The sequence below is a fragment of the Micromonospora sp. NPDC047620 genome, assembly GCF_043205005.1.
Taxonomy (GTDB): domain Bacteria; phylum Actinomycetota; class Actinomycetes; order Mycobacteriales; family Micromonosporaceae; genus Micromonospora.
On record NZ_JBIDDG010000010.1, the window covers coordinates 37,345 to 54,968 of the forward strand.

General features: G+C 72.5%; 16 protein-coding genes. 7 read left to right on the forward strand and 9 right to left on the reverse strand.

Annotated features, from left to right (window positions below; all coding sequences use genetic code 11):
* Positions 1-95 precede the first annotated feature (95 nt).
* Positions 96-1,058 (forward strand): heme A synthase, encoded by a 963-nt coding sequence (locus tag ACGF5C_RS14125; RefSeq protein WP_393301181.1) that lies wholly within the window; start codon positions 96-98, stop codon positions 1,056-1,058.
* A gap of 141 nt (positions 1,059-1,199) precedes the next feature.
* Here the strand turns inward: ACGF5C_RS14125 and ACGF5C_RS14130 are convergent, their stop codons facing one another.
* The 3 genes from ACGF5C_RS14130 to ACGF5C_RS14140 all read right to left on the reverse strand — a co-directional run bounded on the left by ACGF5C_RS14130 (position 1,200) and on the right by ACGF5C_RS14140 (position 3,739).
* The gene (locus ACGF5C_RS14130) at positions 1,200-2,123 is read right to left on the reverse strand and encodes a RimK family alpha-L-glutamate ligase (protein ID WP_393301184.1); all 924 of its coding nucleotides are present in this window, start codon (positions 2,121-2,123) and stop codon (positions 1,200-1,202) included.
* Between the two features lie 6 nt (positions 2,124-2,129).
* Positions 2,130-2,462, reverse strand: coding sequence for a hypothetical protein (locus ACGF5C_RS14135; RefSeq protein WP_393301187.1), 333 nt, complete (start codon positions 2,460-2,462; stop codon positions 2,130-2,132).
* Between the two features lie 317 nt (positions 2,463-2,779).
* The gene (locus tag ACGF5C_RS14140) at positions 2,780-3,739 is read right to left on the reverse strand and encodes a heme o synthase (protein ID WP_393301190.1); all 960 of its coding nucleotides are present in this window, start codon (positions 3,737-3,739) and stop codon (positions 2,780-2,782) included.
* A 263-nt stretch (positions 3,740-4,002) separates the two neighbouring features.
* On the opposite strand from ACGF5C_RS14140, the gene tkt reads away from it, so the two are divergent.
* From tkt to pgl, 6 genes are all read left to right on the forward strand, one after another.
* Positions 4,003-6,141 (forward strand): transketolase, encoded by a 2,139-nt coding sequence (gene tkt / locus ACGF5C_RS14145; RefSeq protein ID WP_393301193.1) that lies wholly within the window; start codon positions 4,003-4,005, stop codon positions 6,139-6,141.
* Positions 6,142-6,157: 16 nt separating this feature from the next.
* Positions 6,158-7,339 (forward strand): transaldolase, encoded by a 1,182-nt coding sequence (tal, locus tag ACGF5C_RS14150; protein WP_393301196.1) that lies wholly within the window; start codon positions 6,158-6,160, stop codon positions 7,337-7,339.
* 67 nt (positions 7,340-7,406) lie between these two features.
* A complete protein-coding gene (locus ACGF5C_RS14155; protein ID WP_393301199.1) occupies positions 7,407-9,056 on the forward strand; it encodes a glucose-6-phosphate isomerase in 1,650 nt (549 codons plus the stop codon).
* Positions 9,057-9,067: 11 nt separating this feature from the next.
* The gene (zwf, locus tag ACGF5C_RS14160; RefSeq protein ID WP_393301202.1) at positions 9,068-10,609 is read left to right on the forward strand and encodes a glucose-6-phosphate dehydrogenase; all 1,542 of its coding nucleotides are present in this window, start codon (positions 9,068-9,070) and stop codon (positions 10,607-10,609) included.
* Between the two features lie 31 nt (positions 10,610-10,640).
* Entirely contained in the window at positions 10,641-11,657 is a 1,017-nt protein-coding gene (locus ACGF5C_RS14165; protein ID WP_393301205.1) for a glucose-6-phosphate dehydrogenase assembly protein OpcA, read from the forward strand.
* Between the two features lie 67 nt (positions 11,658-11,724).
* Positions 11,725-12,495, forward strand: a complete 771-nt coding sequence (pgl, locus tag ACGF5C_RS14170) for a 6-phosphogluconolactonase (protein WP_393301208.1) — start codon at positions 11,725-11,727, stop codon at positions 12,493-12,495.
* 53 nt (positions 12,496-12,548) lie between these two features.
* Here pgl and ACGF5C_RS14175 read toward each other — a convergent pair whose 3' ends face one another.
* From ACGF5C_RS14175 to whiA, 6 genes are all read right to left on the reverse strand, one after another.
* Complete coding sequence (locus tag ACGF5C_RS14175) at positions 12,549-12,890, reverse strand: RNA polymerase-binding protein RbpA (RefSeq protein ID WP_393301211.1); 342 nt, start codon at positions 12,888-12,890, stop codon at positions 12,549-12,551.
* A 133-nt stretch (positions 12,891-13,023) separates the two neighbouring features.
* Positions 13,024-13,287, reverse strand: coding sequence for a preprotein translocase subunit SecG (gene secG, locus ACGF5C_RS14180; RefSeq protein ID WP_091105184.1), 264 nt, complete (start codon positions 13,285-13,287; stop codon positions 13,024-13,026).
* Between the two features lie 95 nt (positions 13,288-13,382).
* The gene (gene tpiA, locus ACGF5C_RS14185; protein ID WP_393301215.1) at positions 13,383-14,174 is read right to left on the reverse strand and encodes a triose-phosphate isomerase; all 792 of its coding nucleotides are present in this window, start codon (positions 14,172-14,174) and stop codon (positions 13,383-13,385) included.
* Entirely contained in the window at positions 14,174-15,373 is a 1,200-nt protein-coding gene (locus ACGF5C_RS14190) for a phosphoglycerate kinase (protein ID WP_393301218.1), read from the reverse strand. The genes tpiA and ACGF5C_RS14190 overlap by 1 nt, the downstream gene beginning before the upstream one ends.
* Complete coding sequence (gene gap, locus ACGF5C_RS14195) at positions 15,370-16,374, reverse strand: type I glyceraldehyde-3-phosphate dehydrogenase (RefSeq protein ID WP_393301221.1); 1,005 nt, start codon at positions 16,372-16,374, stop codon at positions 15,370-15,372. Before gap ends, ACGF5C_RS14190 begins: the two co-directional genes overlap by 4 nt.
* 261 nt (positions 16,375-16,635) lie before the next feature.
* Positions 16,636-17,616 (reverse strand): DNA-binding protein WhiA, encoded by a 981-nt coding sequence (gene whiA / locus ACGF5C_RS14200; RefSeq protein ID WP_067304387.1) that lies wholly within the window; start codon positions 17,614-17,616, stop codon positions 16,636-16,638.
* Between the last annotated feature and the right edge of the window lie 8 nt (positions 17,617-17,624).

Below are 17,624 nucleotides of genomic sequence, written 5' to 3' on the forward strand. Positions count from 1 at the left end.
GCCCACGTTACGTAATTCGTCGGGGGGTCGCAAACCCGGGTCCCGGTGATCCGAACCACCGCGCCAGCGGAGTCGCACGAACCTCGATCACTACGGTGCGTAGGATTTGCGCCGTGACTCCATCCGTCCGGTTCCCGGTCTCCACCGCCCTGCTGCGCCGTCTCGCGCTCGCCTCGATCATCGCGAACGTGGGCATCGTCGTCACCGGCGGGGCGGTCCGGCTCACCCAGTCCGGCCTCGGCTGCCCCACCTGGCCCCGGTGCACGGACGAGTCGTACGTGGCAACCGCCGAGATGGGCATCAACGGGGCGATCGAGTTCGGCAACCGTCTGCTCACCTTCGCGGTCGGCGTCATCGCGCTGGCGGTGCTGGTGGCCGTGCTGCTGCAACGCCCCCGCCGCCGGGAGTTGCTCCCCCTCGCGGTCGCCGTGCTCTTCGGCATCCCGGCCCAGGCGGTCGTCGGCGGCATCACCGTGCTCACCGACCTCAACCCGTGGGTGGTGGGCCTGCACTTCCTCGCCTCGATGGCCGTGATCGCGGCCGCGTACGCGCTGTGGCGGCGGATCGGGGACCCGGTCGGCCCGGCGGTGGCCGTGGTGCCGGCGCCGCTGCGGACCCTGGCGGTGATCACCACCGTGGTCAGCGCGGCCGTGTTGGTGATCGGCACCTGGGTGACCGGCAGCGGGCCGCACGCGGGCGACCACGGCGCGGCCCGCAACGGCCTCGACCCGGAGTCGATCGCCCAGGTGCACGCCGACAGCGTCTTCCTGCTCATCGGCCTCTCCGTGGCGCTGGTCTTCGCGTTCCGCGCGGTCGGCGCGGCACGGGCCGCACGGGCCGCCCTGGTGCTGGTCGCGGTGGAGCTGGGTCAGGGTCTGATCGGCTTCGTGCAGTACTTCACCAACCTGCCCGCGCTGCTGGTGGGCGCGCACATGCTCGGCTCCTGCCTGGTCCTGCTGGCGACCCTCTCGGTCCAGTGGGCCACCCGCGAACGCCGTCCCGTCGCACCGACCCCGGACCCCTCCCCCGCCGAGGACGCCGTCCCCGTCGCCGCCTGACGGGCGTCAGGCGGCGCCCGACGGCGACCGACGGCGACCGACGGCGACATCCACCGACGGCGGGCGGGATGTGCCGCACCGCGCGGACCCTGACGGCCCGGGCGCCGGGCGGTCCGCAGCGTGGCGGCGCCCGGCGCCGGGTCAGCGTGGTGGGCGGCCCAGGTGGGTCAGGATCGCGCCGGCCAGGCGGTCGGCGGCGCCCTCGGCGTACCCGAGGAACAGCGACGGCTCGGTGAGTTCCAGCTCGACCAGGATCGAGGCGCCGTCCGGGCCCGGGATCAGGTCGACCCGGGCGTAGAGCAGCCGCTCCGGCCCGCCGGGCACCGCCGCGAGGGCCCGATCCGCCACCGCCAGCTGCTCCGGGGTGGCCGTCCGCGGCGTGATCTCCTCGGGCTTGTAGAGCCCCTCCACGCCCAGGTCCGGCCCGGTGAGCATGGGGCCCTTGCGGATCGCGTGACTGTACGCCAAGCCGTCCGGGCCGGCCAGGAAGAGCAGCGCCGTCTCACCGGCGGTGTCGACGGCGGCCAGGTACGGCTGGACCATGGTCACGCGGCCGGCCGCCGCGAGCCGCCGCACGTGCGCGACGGCCAGTTCCCGGTGCTCCGGATCGGCCAGGTCGTACCGGCCGGTGTCCTGGCTGCCCGCGCTGATCGACGGTTTGAGCACGTACTCGCCGGAGTCGGCGGGCGGCTGCCAGCTCTCCCCCGGCTCCACCCAGGTCGTGGGGACGGTCGGCACGCCCGCGGCGGAGAGCTCGGCGAGGTACCGCTTGTCGGTGTTCCAGCGGACCACGTCGGCCGGGTTGGCCAGGGCCGGGACGACGGTCGCCCAGGCGACGAACTCGTCGCGGCGGGGCATGTAGTCCCACGGCGAGCGGAGCACGGCCAGGTCGTAGCCGGCCCAGTCGGCGGTGGGGTCGTCCCAGACCACCGGTTCCGCGGTCACGCCGCGGCGCGCGAGCGGGTCGAGCACCAGCCGGTCGTCGGCTTCGAGGGCGGGCAGTTCGGCACAGGTGACGAGAGCGACCCGGGGTTCCCCCCGGGTCGACTGGTGGTGGTTGGTCAATTTATGTCAACGGGCCATCGAGCGCCGGGCCATCGACCGCCAGAGGTCGTTGCTCGGACGCATCTGGTCCATGAGTTCACGCTCCCAGGCGTTCTCGACGGTGACTCCCGCCTTCGCGCAGGCGTGCCGCGCGACGACGGTGTCGTCCGCGAACTGGTCGCCCCACACCCCGTCCTCGCCCACGAGAACGATGCGCGCGCCGCGCTTGCCGACGTACTCGATGACCGCCTTCGCCCCGCCGTGTCCGGCGGCGAACGACTTGATGCCCGCGACCAGGCCCTGGGGGGCCTGTTCGGCGGTCTGTTCGGCCGTCAGCGTCGTATCGGAACCATCTGCCATGACGCGAAGCGTAAGCAGACTTCCATCCGGGCGGGCGAGAACCATGAAGCTTTTGTGATGCCAATTACCTGTAGGTTTAAGGAGGGCCACAGGTGAATCGCCCGATTTTATCCGGACTTATCACCGCAAAGCTCCGCCGCAAACCCGGCCCGCCTGGGGCATGCCGAACCGTTCGGACCGATACCCACGCTGTCACGGATGTAACAAGAAACCCGGACAAGGCATACACGATGCTGACTTACCGCACAACGTGCCCACACCCGGCGCGCCGCCAGCGAACGCACTCGCCGGCGGGGGTGCGCGATAACCGCCCGGGGTCAGATCAGCGCGTCGAGCGCGACGGCGGCGAAGAGGATCGTCAGGTAGGTCGTCGACCAGTGGAACAGCCGCATCGGCTTGACGGCCTGGCCCCGCGAGACCCGACGGGCCAGCCGGTGCGCCTCCACCAGGAAGATGCCGCCGACCACCAGGGTGGGCACGCCGTAGATCGCGCTCATCCCCAGCGGCCACACCGCCAGCGAGGAGGCCACGGTGAGCCACGCGAAAATGATGATCTCGGCGTTGACCCGGCGGGCGGAGGCCACCACCGGCAGCATCGGGATGCCGGCCCGGGCGTAGTCGTCCTTGTACTTCATCGCCAGCGGGTAGAAGTGCGGCATCTGCCAGAAGAAGACCACCGCGAACAGCGCCCACGCGGCGGGCGCCAACGACCCGGTCACCGCCGCCCAGCCGATCAGCACCGGCGCCGCCCCGCAGGCGCCGCCCCAGAACGTGTTAGCCGTCGTGGTGCGCTTGAGCCACAGGGTGTAGACGAGGTCGTAGTAGGCGATCGCGGCCAGGGTGAGACCGGCGGCCAGCAGGTTGGTGAAGGCCGCCATCAGCGCGACCGACACCACCGCCAGCACCAGCCCGAAGATCAGCGCGTTGCGCGGCGACACGGTGTGCGCCGGCAGCGGGCGGCGCTTGGTGCGCCGCATCAGCTCGTCGATGTCCCGGTCGATGTAGCAGTTGATGACGCTGGCCGCGCCCGCGGCGAGCGAGCCGCCGACCAGCACCACGGCCATCAGCCAGAGCGACGGCATGCCGCCGTCCGCGAGCATCATCGCCGGCACGGTGGTGACCAGGAGCAGCTCCACGATCCGCGGCTTGGTCAGCGTCACGTACGCCGAGACCACCGCGCGGACGTCCCGGCGACCGACCCCCGGGGCCTCCGCCGCCGCGCGCACCGGTGGCTTCCCGGCAGAGTTGCTGACGGGGCGCTCGGTGATCATGCTCACGGATTGCCACCTTCCGGCGTCGGCAGGGGAGGTCGGATCGGTCTGACCCGACTCGGGCCACACACCGCACCACAGACTACGCGCTGTCGTTTTGGCTGCCCGGGCGACCCGACAACGGTGCGGGCCGTCACACCCCCGATCGAACCACCGATCCTCCCGGACGCGCACAGACCTGCATGCAGAGATCCCCGGGCGGACGTTTAGGACCGCTCGATAGGGTCATCGCTGAGGGTTCCGCCCATCTGCCGAGGAGCACAACCATCGTGGCTGCCAACCGACCCGAGCACCCCGCACTGAACTGGTCCGACCTCGACCGCCGGGCCGTCGACACCGTCCGCGTGCTGGCCATGGACGCCGTGGAGAAATCCGGCAACGGCCACCCGGGCACCGCGATGAGCCTCGCGCCCGCGGCCTACCTGCTCTTCAACCGGGTCATGCGGCACAACCCGGCCGACCCGAACTGGCCCGGCCGGGACCGGTTCGTGCTCTCGGCGGGCCACTCCAGCCTCACCCTCTACATCCAGCTCTTCCTCGCCGGCTACCCGCTCAGCCTCGACGACCTCAAGTCGCTGCGGCAGTGGGGCTCGCTCACCCCGGGCCACCCCGAGCACGGCCACACCCCGGGCGTCGAGACCACCACCGGCCCGCTCGGCCAGGGCCTCGGCAACGCGGTCGGGATGGCGATGGCCGCCCGCCGCGAGCGTGGTCTGTTCGACCCGGAGGGCGAGCCGGGCGCGTCGGTCTTCGACCACGACATCTGGTGCATCGCCTCCGACGGCGACATCGAGGAGGGCATCACCCACGAGGCCAGCGCGCTCGCCGGGCACCAGCAGCTCGGCAACCTCACGGTGATCTACGACGACAACGAGATCTCCATCGAGGACGACACCCGGATCGCCATGAGCGAGGACGTCGCGGCCCGCTACGAGGCGTACGGCTGGCACGTGCAGACGGTCGACTGGCGCACCGGCGACGCCGACCAGGGCGACTACCACGAGGACGTGGAAGCCCTCTACCAGGCGCTGCTGGCGGCGAAGGCCGAAACCGGCCGCCCCTCCTTCATCGCGCTGCGCACCATCATCGGCTGGCCCGCGCCCAACAAGAAGAACACCGGCAAGATCCACGGCTCCGCGCTCGGCGGCGACGAGGTGGCCGCCACCAAGCAGATCCTCGGCTTCGACCCGGCGCAGTCCTTCGAGGTCGACGAGAAGGTGCTCGCGCACGCCCGCCTGGTGATGGAGCGGGGCGCCCGCGCCCAGCAGGAGTGGACCGCGGCGTTCGACGGATGGTCGAAGACCAACCCGGAGCGCCGGGCGCTCTACGACCGGATGGCCGGCCGCGTGCTGCCGGACGGCTGGGCCGAGGCCCTGCCCGAGTTCCCGGCCGACGCCAAGGGCATCGCCACCCGGGCCGCCTCCGGCAAGGTCCTGGAGGCGCTCGCCCCGGTGCTGCCCGAGCTGTGGGGCGGCTCGGCCGACCTGGCCGATAGCAACAACACCACCATGAAGGGCGAGCCCTCCTTCATCCCGGCCGCCTGGGCCACCAAGGAGTTCCCGGGCCACGAGTACGGCCGCACGCTGCACTTCGGCATCCGCGAGCACGCCATGGGCGCGATCCTCAACGGCATCGCCCTGCACGGCGGCACCCGCCCGTACGGCGGCACCTTCCTGGTGTTCAGCGACTACATGCGCCCCTCCGTGCGGCTCGCCGCGCTGATGAAGCTGCCGGTGGTCTACGTCTGGACGCACGACTCGATCGGCCTCGGCGAGGACGGCCCCACGCACCAGCCGGTGGAGCACCTGACCGCGCTGCGCGCCATCCCCGGCCTGGACGTGGTCCGCCCGGCCGACGCCAACGAGACCGCCTGGGCCTGGCGGTGCGCGCTGGAGCACACCGACCGGCCGACCGCGCTGGCGCTCAGCCGCCAGGCGCTGCCGACCTTCGACCGGTCGGCGCTGGCCGGCGCCGAGGGCGTGGCGAAGGGCGGCTACGTACTCGCCGAGGCGTCCACCGGCAAGCCGCAGGTGATCCTCGTCGGCACCGGTTCCGAGGTGCGGCTCTGCCTGACCGCGCGGGAGCGGCTGGAGGCCGACGGCACCCCCACCCGGGTCGTCTCGATGCCCTGCCAGGAGTGGTTCGCCGAGCAGGACGAGGCGTACCGGGAGTCGGTGCTGCCACGCGGGGTAAAGGCACGGGTGAGCGTGGAGGCGGGCATCGCCATGTCCTGGCGGCACCTCGTCGGCGACTGCGGCGAGAGCGTCAGCCTGGAGCACTACGGCGCCAGCGCCCCGCACTCCATGCTCTTCGAACAGTTCGGGTTCACCCCCGACCGGATCGTGGCCGCCGCGCACGCGGCGCTCACCCGGGTGGGCGACATCACCGGTTTCACGACCGGCAACTGAGGGGAGCGTGGACGGCATGACGAAGGACAGGCTGGGCGAGCTCAGCGCCGCGGGTGTGGCGATCTGGCTCGACGATCTCTCCCGGACGCGACTCAGCTCCGGCGGGCTGGACCAGTTGCGCCGCGAGAAGCACCTGGTCGGGGTGACCTCCAACCCGACCATCTTCGCGAAGGCGCTGAGCGACGCGGACGAGTACGACTGGCAACTGAAGGACCTCGCCATCCGTGGGGTGGACGTCGAGGAGGCCGTCCGCATGCTCACCACGTACGACGTGCGGTGGGCCTGTGACGTGATGCGGCCGGCGTACGACGCGACCGCGGGGGTGGACGGCCGGGTCTCCATCGAGGTGGACCCGCGGCTGGCCCACGAGACCGAGAAGACCGTCGCCGAGGCCGGGGCGCTGTGGTGGCTGATCGACCGCCCCAACCTCTTCATCAAGATCCCGGCCACCGAGGCGGGCCTGCCGGCGATCACCGCCACCCTGGCCCAGGGGATCAGCGTCAACGTCACGCTGATCTTCGGGCTGGACCGCTACTCCCAGGTGATGGACGCGTTCCTGGCCGGCCTGGAGCAGGCGAAGGCGAACGGCCACGACCTGTCCAAGATCGGGTCCGTGGCGTCGTTCTTCGTCTCCCGCGTCGACACCGAGGTCGACAAGCGGCTGGAGAAGCTCGGCTCCGCCGAGGCCAAGGCGCTGCGCGGCAAGGCCGCCATCGCCAACGCCAAGCTGGCGTACGAGCGCTACGGCACGGTCTTCTCCTCCGACCGCTGGCAGGCCCTCGCCGACGCCGGCGCACACCCGCAGCGGCCGCTGTGGGCGTCCACCTCCACCAAGAACCCGGACTACCGGGACGTCATCTACGTGGAGGAGTTGGTCGCGCCCGGCACCGTCAACACCATGCCGGAGCCGGTCATCCACGCGTACGCCGACCACGGCGAGACCCGCGGCGACACCATCACCGGCTCGTACGACGAGGCCCGCAAGGTCTTCGCGGACCTGGAGTCGGTCGGGGTCGACATGGCCGACGTGATCGCCACCCTGGAGCGCGAGGGCGTGGAGAAGTTCGAGGCCAGCTGGCTGGAGCTGCTCGACGGCGTGCGCAAGTCGCTGGCCGCCGCGGGCAAGGGCGCCGGCCACCCGGGCGACGCCGCGAAGGGCAACGCGCGGGCCGCGCAGCAGGCGGGAGGCAACGCGTGAGCGAGCGAACCATCAGGCACAGCAGCGTGGCGCCTCGCGCCGCCGCCGAGCGGAGCGAGGTGGCGGCGTGAGCGATTTGCTCGCCGGGCCGGTCGAGGCGGCCGCCGGGCTCGCCGTGCACGGGGCCGACACCGTCGACAAGTCGGCCCCCGCCTCCACCCGCGACGCGCTGCTCCGGGCCGGCGTGCCGGGCAGGCTGGCGGAGAAGGACCCGACCCTGTGGGGCCCGGACGCCGAGGCCGAGGCGAAGATCCGCCTCGGCTGGGTGGACACCCATCAGCGCAGCCGCGAGCTGCTCCCCCAGCTCGCCGAGCTGACGGCGGAGCTGGCCGACCTGGACCACGTGGTGCTCGCCGGCATGGGCGGCTCGTCGCTGGCCCCGGAGGTCATCGCGCGCACCCTCGGCAAGCAGCTGACCGTGCTCGACACCACCGACCCGGGGCAGGTCCGGGCGGCGCTGGCCGACCGGCTGGAGCGCACCGTGGTCGTGGTGGCCAGCAAGTCGGGCTCGACGGTGGAGACCGACAGCCACCGCCGGGCCTACTGGCAGGCGTTCCTGGACGCCGGGATGACCGAGGCGGAGGCCGGCCGGCACTTCGTCATCGTCACCGACCCCGGTTCGCCGCTGGAGGCCACCGCCGCCGAGATGGGCGCCTTCACCGTGCTGGCCGACCCGAACGTGGGCGGCCGCTACTCGGCGCTGACCGCGTTCGGGCTGGTCCCGTCGGCGCTGGCCGGCGTCGAGGTGGCCGAACTGCTCGACGAGGCGGACGCGCTGTCCCGGTCGCTGGGCGGCGACCGGGACAACCCGGGCCTGGCCCTGGGCGCCGCCCTCGGGGCGGCGGCCACCATGGGCCGGGACAAGGTCGCCCTGGTCTCCGACGGCACCGGCATCGACGGCCTCGGCGACTGGGCGGAGCAGCTCATCGCCGAGTCCACCGGCAAGTCCGGCATCGGCATCCTCCCGGTCGTCGTGGAGTCCCCGGAGAGCCCCGGCGCCGGCGGCGCCGACGTGCTCACCGTGACCTACGGCGGCGCGCTGGCCACCGGAGCCGTCCCGGGCGGCGGCACCGGCCCGGACGTGGCGGTCAACGGCCCGCTCGGCGCGCAGTTCCTGGCCTGGGAGTACGCCACCGCGATCGCCGGTGTGGTGCTCGGCATCGACCCGTTCAACCAGCCCAACGTCACCGAGTCCAAGGAGAACACCAACAAGATCCTCGCCTCGGGTCCGCCGGCGGAGACGCCGTCGTTCACCGAGGGCGCGATCGAGGTGTACGCGCCGCAGGGCGCCCCGGGCGACCTGGCCGGCGTGCTCCGCTGGCTGGTCGACGGGCTGGGCGGCGACGGTTACCTCGCGGTGATGGCGTACCTCGACCGGTTCGCCGACGCCGACGCGGCCCGGCTGCGGCCGCTGCTGGCCGGGGCCTCCGGCCGGCCGGTCACCTTCGGCTGGGGGCCGCGGTTCCTGCACTCCACCGGCCAGTACCACAAGGGCGGCCCGCAGGTCGGCAGCTACCTCCAGCTCACCGGCGCGGTCGCCGACGACCTGCCGGTGCCCGGCAAGCCGTACACCTTCGGGGAGCTGCAGGCGGCGCAGGCCGCCGGCGACCGGCAGGCCCTGGCCGGGCGGGAGCGCCCCCTGGTGCGGCTGCACCTGACCGACCGGTCCGCGGGCGTGGCCCAGCTGCTCGATGCGGTCGGGTTGCTGCGGGCGTGACGATGAGGACCATGGACGATGCCGAGCGAGGAGGCGGCGTGAACCCGCTGCGCGACCCGCAGGACCGCCGGCTGCCGAGGATCCCGGAGCCGTGCGCCCTGGTGATCTTCGGCGTCACCGGCGACCTGGCCCGCAAGAAACTCCTTCCGGCGGTGTACGACCTGGCGAACCGGGGGCTGCTGCCCCCGGGCTTCGTCGTCCTGGGTTTCGCCCGTCGGGACTGGGGCGACGGCGACTTCGAGTCACTGGCCCACGAGGCCGCCAAGAAGCACGCCCGCACCCCCTGGCGGGAGGAGGTGTGGGCGCGGCTGGTCGGCAACATCAAGTTCGTGGGCGGCTCGTTCGACGACGACGCCGCGTTCGACCACCTCGCCGCCACCCTCGACGAGCTGCGCCGGACGCACGGCATCCCGGGCAACGCCGCCTTCTACTTCTCCATCCCCCCGGCGGCGTTCCCCGTGGTGCTCAAGCAGCTGGCCCGCACGGGGATGGCCGACAACGCCAAGTCCGGCGGCTGGCGCCGGGTGGTGGTGGAGAAGCCGTTCGGGCACGATCTGCCCTCGGCGAAGGCGCTCAACGACCTGGTCGACGACGTCTTCACCCGCAAGGACGTCTTCCGCATCGACCACTACCTGGGCAAGGAGACCGTCCAGAACATCCTCGCCCTGCGGTTCGCCAACAACCTGTTCGAGCCGCTGTGGAACTCCAAGTACGTCGACTCGGTGCAGATCACCATGGCCGAGGACGTCGGCATCGGCACCCGCGCCGGCTTCTACGATTCGGCCGGCGCGGCCCGGGACGTGCTCCAGAACCACCTGCTCCAACTGCTGGCGCTGGTGGCGATGGAGGAGCCGACGAGCTTCGACGCGGACGAGATCCGCACCGAGAAGCTCAAGGTGCTGCGGGCGATCACCCTGCCCAAGGACATCGCGGAGGGCACCGTCCGCGGCCAGTACCTGCCCGGCTGGGTGGGCGGCCAGCGCGCGGTCGGCTACCTGGAGGAGGAGGGCGTCCCGGAGGACTCGACCACCGAGACGTACGTGGCGGTCCGGCTCGGCATCCAGAACCGCCGCTGGGCGGAGGTGCCGTTCTACATCCGGGCCGGCAAACGGCTGCCGCGCCGCGTCACCGAGGTCGCCATCATGTTCAAGAAGGCGCCGCACCTGCCGTTCAACGCCGCCGACATGGAGTCGCTGGGCAACAACCAACTCGTCATCCGGGTGCAGCCCGACGAGGGCGTGGTGCTCAAGTTCGGCTCGAAGGTGCCCGGCACCACGATGGAGGTCCGCGACATCGCGATGGACTTCCAGTACGGCGAGGCGTTCACCGAGTCCAGCCCCGAGGCGTACGAGCGGCTGGTGCTGGACGTGCTCATCGGTGACCGCACCCTCTTCCCGGACGCCGCCGAGGTCGAGCAGAGCTGGCAGGTGGTGGACCCGCTGGAGCACGCGTGGGCGGGCACGAAGCCGGAGCCGTACCGGGCCGGTGAGTGGGGGCCCCGCGCCGCCGACGAGATGCTGGCCCGCGAGGGTCGGGCCTGGCGCAGAGCGTGAGCAAGCCCAGCGAGTCAACCAGGAGGCTCCAGTGATCGGCCTGTGGGACACCACCGGCAACGAGGTGGTCAAGGCGCTCGCCGCCGAACGGCGCAGCGCCGGCGGGGTGGCCAGCGGCATGGCGCTCACCCTGATCGTGGTGGTGGACGAGAAACGGGTCCGCGAGGCGGAGGCGGCGGCCACGATAGCGGCCGCCGCCCACCCCTGCCGGCTGGTGGTGGTGGTCCGCTCCGACGTCGAGCGGGAGCGCAACCGCCTCGACGCGGAGATCGTCGTCGGCGGTCGGCTCGGCCCCTGCGAGGCGGTGGTCACCCGGATGTACGGGCGGCTCGCCCTGCACGCCGAGTCGGTGGTGATGCCGCTGCTGGTGCCGGACGTGCCGGTGGTGACGTGGTGGCACGGCGAGCCGCCGGCCGAGATCGCCACCGACTTCCTCGGCGTCGTGGCCGACCGGCGGATCACCGACGCCGCGCAAGCCGCCGACCCGATCGAGGCGCTGCGCCAGCGGGCCCGGGACTACGCGCCGGGCGACACCGACCTGGCGTGGACCCGGATCACCCCGTGGCGCACGCTGGTGGCCGGGGCGTTCGACACCACCCAGGCGCGGGTGACCGAGGCGACCGTGGTCGCCCCGGCCTCCGACCCCACCGCCGCGCTGATGCGGGGCTGGCTGGCCGCCCGGCTCGGCATCGACCCGGTGTGGCAGCGCACCGACGAATTCCCCCGCATGCGGGAGGTGCAGCTGCGCTGCGCCAACGGCGACGAGCTGACGCTGACCCGGGAGGACAGCGTGGCGACGTTCCGGCGTACCGGCCAGGAGGACCGGCACCTGCCGCTCGTCCGCCGGCCGCTCGGCGACGAGCTGGCCGAGGAGCTTCGCCGGCTCGACGCCGACCAGGTGTACGCGGAGGCGCTGGGCACCACGGCCGGCCTGACCGGCCTGGACCAGCGCCCGGCGCAGCGGGTGCACGTCTGGAAGGACCCGGCCACCGCGCAGCGGGCCGAGGCGGGGGTGACCGCGCACGCGGGAACGAGCGCCCAGCACTGAGCGCCCGACTGCCGGGCGCACGAGGAACACCGACCGCGCGGCGGCCGGAGAAACGAAGGCACATCAGATGAGTGAGGCGAGTGTCGCCGTCCACGCCGACGCCGACCTGCTGGCCCAGGCGGTGGCCGCCCGGTTGGTGGTCAAGCTGCTCGACGCGCAGGCCGAGCGGGGCCAGGCGTCGGTGGTGCTGACCGGCGGGCGGATAGCCGCGGCGGTGTACCGGGCGGTGGCGGCGCTGCCGGCCCGCGACGCCGTGGAATGGTCCCGGGTGGACGTCTGGTGGGGCGACGAGCGGTTCCTGCCCGCCGGCGACCCGGAGCGCAACGAGACGCAGGCCCGGGCGGCCCTGCTGGACGTGGTGCCGCTGGACCCGGCCCGGGTCCACCCGATGCCCGCCTCCGACGGGCCGGCCGGGCCGGATCCGGAGGAGGCGGCTGCCCGCTACGCCGAGGAGTTGGCCCGGGCGGCGCGTCCCGGCCACGCCGCGCTCCCCCACTTCGACGTGCTGATGCTGGGCGTCGGCGAGGACGGGCACGTGGCGTCGGTGTTCCCGGAGCACCCGGTGCACCACGACACCCGGCCGGTCAACGCCGTCCGGGGCAGCCCGAAGCCCCCGCCGGTGCGGACCACCCTGACCCTCCCGGCGATCAACACCGCCGAGGAGGTCTGGTTGGTGGCCAGCGGCGCCGACAAGGCCCGGGCGGTCGGCATGGCGCTGGCCGGGGCGGGGCCGGTGCAACTCCCGGCGGCCGGCGTGCAGGGTACGGGTCGTACGCTCTGGCTGCTGGACCGGGCAGCGGCGGCCGACGTGCCGACCCGCCTGCGCAGCCTGCGCTGATCGTGTAAGGAAGGGCCCCTTGTTAACGCTATGCGTTAACAAGGGGCCCTTCCTTACAGCGCGGCGGTACGGCCGCGGCGGCGGCGCAGGTCGGCGAGGGCCTCGGCGAGGATTGCCGCGCCCTCCTCGGCGGTGCGCCGCTCCTTCACGTACGCCAGGTGGGTCTTGTAGGGCTCCGGCCGGGCCCGGCCCGGCGGGTTCTGCGCGTCCTGCCCGGCGGGGAGGCCGCACCGCGGGCAGTCCCACACCTCAGGGACCTCGGCGTCGGCGGCGATGCGGATCTCGGTGTGGTGGTCGTTGCGGCACCAGTAGGTGACCGCCCGGCACGGGACGGGCTGGTAGCGCTCGGCGGTGGACCCGATGCGGGTGCCCCGGATGACGTTGCCACTCGACACGGCTGCTCGCTCCTGTCGTCGGGAGGGGTACCGCCGCGGAGGGGGCGGCGGGCGACGCGGTGCAGCGGGTGAAACGGACTGCGCGCGGCCCGTCAGTGACGGACCGCGCGCAGATTGTACGACTTGACGGCGCTCAGACGACGCCGCTGGCCGTCTGGAGGCGCAGCCAGAGCCCGAGCCCGACGATGCAGGCGAACCAGACGATGCCCACCAGGACGGTGTAGCGGTCCAGGTTCTTCTCCGCCACCGACGAACCGGCGAGGCTGGAGCTGACGCCGCCACCGAACATGCTCGACAACCCGCCGCCCTTACCGCGGTGCAGCAGGATCAGCATGGTCAGCAGGATGCTCGTGATGACCAGCAACACGATCAACGTGTATGCGAACCAGATCGGCATGGCTGGGGTCAGTCCTCTCGTTACGATCCTCGCCCGGGCAGATCGGGCACGGTGGCACCGACCGACGGACGGGCGGAGTCAAGGATAGCGAGCGATCAGCGGGCGATGTGCTCCGGGAACCGGCAGATCTTCGCGAACTCCTCGGCGTCCAGGCTCGCACCGCCCACCAACGCCCCGTCGACGTCCGGCTTGGCCATGATCGCCGCGACGTTGGAGGACTTGACGGAGCCGCCGTAGAGGACCCGGACCTGGTCGGCGGCGTCCTGGCCGAAGGACTCGGCCAGCCGCTGGCGGACCGCCTCGCACACCTCCTGCGCGTCCTCCGGGGTGGCCGTCTTGCCCGTGCCGATCGCCCAGACCGGCTCGTACGCCACCACGACCTTCGCCACCTGCTCGGCGGTCAGCCCCTTCAGGGCGCCGTCGAGCTGGTCGCTGCAGTGCGCCACGTGGGTGCCCCGGTCCCGGACGTCGAGCCCCTCCCCGACGCAGAGGATCGGGGTGAGCCCGTGGGTCAGCGCCGCCTGCACCTTGGCGTTGACGATCGCGTCGTCCTCGTTGTGGTAGGCGCGCCGCTCCGAGTGCCCGACCACCACGTACGTGCAGCCCAGCTTGGCCAGCATCGGGCCGGAGATGTCGCCGGTGTAGGCCCCCGACGCGTGCGGCGACAGGTCCTGCGCGCCGTAGCCGAGCAGCAGCTTGTCGCCGTCGACGGCGGTCTGCACCGTACGCAGGTCGGTGAACGGCGGCAGCACCACCGTCTCCACGTCGGTGAGCTGCTTCTCGGTCAGGCTGGCCGCCAGCTTCTGCACCAGCAGGTTGGCCTCGAGGTGGTTGAGGTTCATCTTCCAGTTGCCGGCCATCAGGGGCCGGCGGGTGGCGCTCGCCATCAGTTCTCCAGAGCCGCGATGCCGGGGAGGGTCTTGCCCTCCAGGTATTCCAAAGAGGCGCCACCGCCGGTGGAGATGTGCCCGAAAGCGGACTCGTCCAGCCCCAGCGCGCGGACCGCCGCCGCCGAGTCACCGCCACCGACCACAGTGAACGCGTCGGCCTTCGCGATCGCCTCGGCGACCCCGCGCGTGCCGTGGGCGAACGCCGGCATCTCGAACACGCCCATCGGGCCGTTCCAGAAGATCGTCCGCGCGCCCTTGAGGGCGGCGGCGAACCCGGCGACCGTCTCCGGCCCGATGTCGAGACCCACCCGCTTGCTGGGAATGCCGTCGGCCGGCACGGTGTCGTGCGCGGCGTCCGGGGCGAACGCGTCCGCGGCCACCACGTCGACCGGGAGCAGGATCTTGTTCCCGGAGCGCTCCAGCAGGTTGCGGCAGGTCTCCACCATCTCCTCCTCCAGCAGCGAGGAGCCCACCTCGTGGCCCTGCGCCTTCAGGAAGGTGAAGCACATGCCGCCGCCGATGAGCAGCCGGTCGACCGTCGGCAGCAGCGCCTCGATCACGGCGAGCTTGTCGGAGACCTTCGAGCCGCCGAGCACCACCACGTACGGCCGCTCCGGCTCGCCGGTGAGCTTCGAGAGGACCTCCACCTCGCGCAGCACCAGCCGGCCGGCGACGTGCGGCAGCCGCGCCGGCACGTCGTGGACGCTGGCGTGCTTGCGGTGCACGGCGCCGAACGCGTCGTCGACGTACGCGTCGCCGAGGGCGGCGAGCTGGTCGGCGAACGCGCCCCGCTCGGCGTCGTCCTTGCTGGTCTCGCCCTTGTTGAAGCGCAGGTTCTCCAGCAGCGCCACCTCGCCGTCGGCCAGCGCCTCCACGGCGGCGCGGGCGGACTCGCCGACGGTGTCGGTGGCGAAGTGCACCCGCGACCCGAGCAGCTCGCCGAGCCGCCCGGCGACCGGACGGAGGCTGAACTGCGGGTCAGGAGCGCCCTTCGGGCGGCCCAGGTGCGAGCAGACGACCACCTTCGCGCCGGCCTCGACAAGCGCGCCCAGCGTCGGCAGGACGGCCCGGATGCGGCCGTCGTCCGTGATGTCACCGGTCTGCTTGTCGAGCGGGACGTTCAGGTCGGCGCGCACCAGCACGCGCCGACCCGACACCCCCTCGGCGAGCAGGTCGTCGAGGGTACGGATGCTCACAGCGAGCTACCGACCAGCTTGACCAGGTCGACCAGGCGGTTGGAGTAGCCCCACTCGTTGTCGTACCAGCCGACGACCTTGACCTGGTTGCCGACGACCTTGGTCAGCGGCGCGTCGAAGATGCACGACGCCGGGTCGGTGACGATGTCGGCGGAGACGATCGGGTCCTCGTTGTAGACCAGGACGCCCTTGAGCGGCCCGTCGGCGGCCGCCTTCATCGCGGCGTTGACCTCGTCGACCGTGGTCTCCCGGTTGAGGTTGACGGTGAGGTCGGTGGTCGAGCCGGTCGGGATCGGCACCCGCAGCGCGTAGCCGTCCAGCTTGCCCTTCAGCTCCGGCAGCACCAGGCCGATCGCCTTCGCCGCGCCGGTCGAGGTCGGCACGATGTTCAGCGCGGCGGCGCGGGCCCGACGCAGATCCTTGTGCGGCGCGTCCTGGAGGTTCTGGTCCTGGGTGTACGCGTGGATCGTCGTCATCAGACCGTGCTGGATGCCGAACGTGTCGTGCAGGACCTTCGCCATCGGGGCGAGGCAGTTGGTGGTGCAGGATGCGTTGGAGATGATGGTGTGCTTGGCCGGGTCGTACTGCTCGTGGTTGACGCCCATCACCACCGTGACGTCCTCGTTCTTCGCTGGCGCGGAGATGATGACCTTCTTGGCCCCGCCGTCGATGTGCGCCTTGGCCTTGGTGGCGTCGGTGAAGAAGCCGGTGGACTCGATGACCACGTCCACGCCGAGGTCCCCCCAGGGCAGATTGCCGGGGTCCCGCTCCGCGAACACCTTCACGGTCTGTCCGCCCACGGTGATCTCGTCAGCGGTCGCCTTGACCTCGTGCGGGAGCCGACCGAGGATGGTGTCGTACTTGAGCAGGTGCGCAGTGGTCGGGGTGTCGCCGAGGTCGTTCGCGGCCACCACCTGGATGTCGGCGCCCGAGGCGAGCGCCGCCCGGAAGAAGTTACGGCCGATCCGGCCGAAGCCGTTGATGCCAACCCGGATGGTCACAGGTCCCATCTCCTCGCGTTCTGTCCGCCGGCGTGGGATCACAGCCGGCGAAGTGGTGTGCGCCGACCGTTGGAGCCGGCCGTTGACGGTTCATCTCGGCCACCCCGCCGCGGTCGTGGAGACCTGACCGCCCGAGGCGGTGTGCACGGCGAGGAGTGCCTGTGCCGGCCCCCTTGCCGTACGCAGCGACCCTATCCGAGCGTGCGCCGCCGCGCTGCGGCGGGTGGAGATCCGTCCGCGGCGCGACGCCTCACCGTCCTATCAGACCACGAGCATGTCGGGCGTGACGGCCGCTTCCGTATCCGGGATGCCAAGGTCCCGGGCCCGCTTGTCCGCCAGCGCCAGCAGCCGGCGGATCCGGCCGGCGATGGCGTCCTTGGTCAGCGGGGGGTCGGCCAGCGCGCCCAGCTCCTCCAGCGACGCCTGCCGGTGCTCCAGGCGCAGCTGACCGGCCGAGGTCAGGTGGTTCGGGGCGTCGTCGGCGAGGATCTCCAGCGCCCGGGTGACCCGGGCGGCGGCGGCCACCGCGGCGCGCGCCGAGCGGCGCAGGTTGGCGTCGTCGAAGTTGGCCAGCCGGTTCGCCGTGGCCCGGACCTCGCGGCGGACCCGGCGCTCCTCCCAGGCCAGCACGCTGGAGTGCGCACCGATGCGGGTGAGCAGCGCGGCGATCGCGTCGCCGTCCTTGACCACCACCCGGTCCACCCCGCGCACCTCGCGGTTCTTGGCGGTGATGCCGATCCGGCGGGCCGCGCCGACCAGGGCCAGCGCCGACTCGGGGCCGGGGCAGGTGATCTCCAGCGCGCTGGAGCGGCCGGGCTCGGTCAGCGAGCCGTGCGCCATGAACGCGCCCCGCCAGGCCGACACCGCGCAGCAGACGTTCGCGGCGACGACGTGCGGTGGCAGGCCCCGCACCGGGCGGCCCCGGACGTCGAGCAGCCCCGTCTGCCGCGCGAGGGCCTCGCCGTCCTTGACCACCCGCACGATGAAGTGGCTGCCCTTGCGCAGGCCGCCGGAGGCCAGCACGTGGATCTCGCTGGGGTAGCCGTAGACCTCGGCGATCTCCCGCCGCAGCCGCCGGGCCACCGCCCCGGTGTCGAGTTCGGCCTCCACCACCACCCGGCCGGAGACGATGTGCAGCCCGCCGGCGAAGCGCAGCAGCGCCGCCATCTCCGCCCGCCGGCAGCAGGGCTTGGGCACGTCGACCCGACTCAGCTCGTCCTTGACCGCAGCCGTCATCGCCATTGTGCGTC

Excerpts from the sequence above, each read along its gene's own strand:
- tal (WP_393301196.1), top strand. The coding sequence starts at position 6,158 with ATGACGAAGGACAGGCTGGGCGAGCTCAGCGCCGCGGGTGTGGCGATC.
- pgl (WP_393301208.1), top strand. The coding sequence starts at position 11,725 with ATGAGTGAGGCGAGTGTCGCCGTCCACGCCGACGCCGACCTGCTGGCC.
- zwf (WP_393301202.1), top strand. The coding sequence starts at position 9,068 with ATGGACGATGCCGAGCGAGGAGGCGGCGTGAACCCGCTGCGCGACCCG.
- secG (WP_091105184.1), bottom strand. The coding sequence starts at position 13,287 with ATGCCGATCTGGTTCGCATACACGTTGATCGTGTTGCTGGTCATCACG.
- ACGF5C_RS14135 (WP_393301187.1), bottom strand. The coding sequence starts at position 2,462 with ATGGCAGATGGTTCCGATACGACGCTGACGGCCGAACAGACCGCCGAA.
- whiA (WP_067304387.1), bottom strand. The coding sequence starts at position 17,616 with ATGGCGATGACGGCTGCGGTCAAGGACGAGCTGAGTCGGGTCGACGTG.
- tpiA (WP_393301215.1), bottom strand. The coding sequence starts at position 14,174 with ATGGCGAGCGCCACCCGCCGGCCCCTGATGGCCGGCAACTGGAAGATG.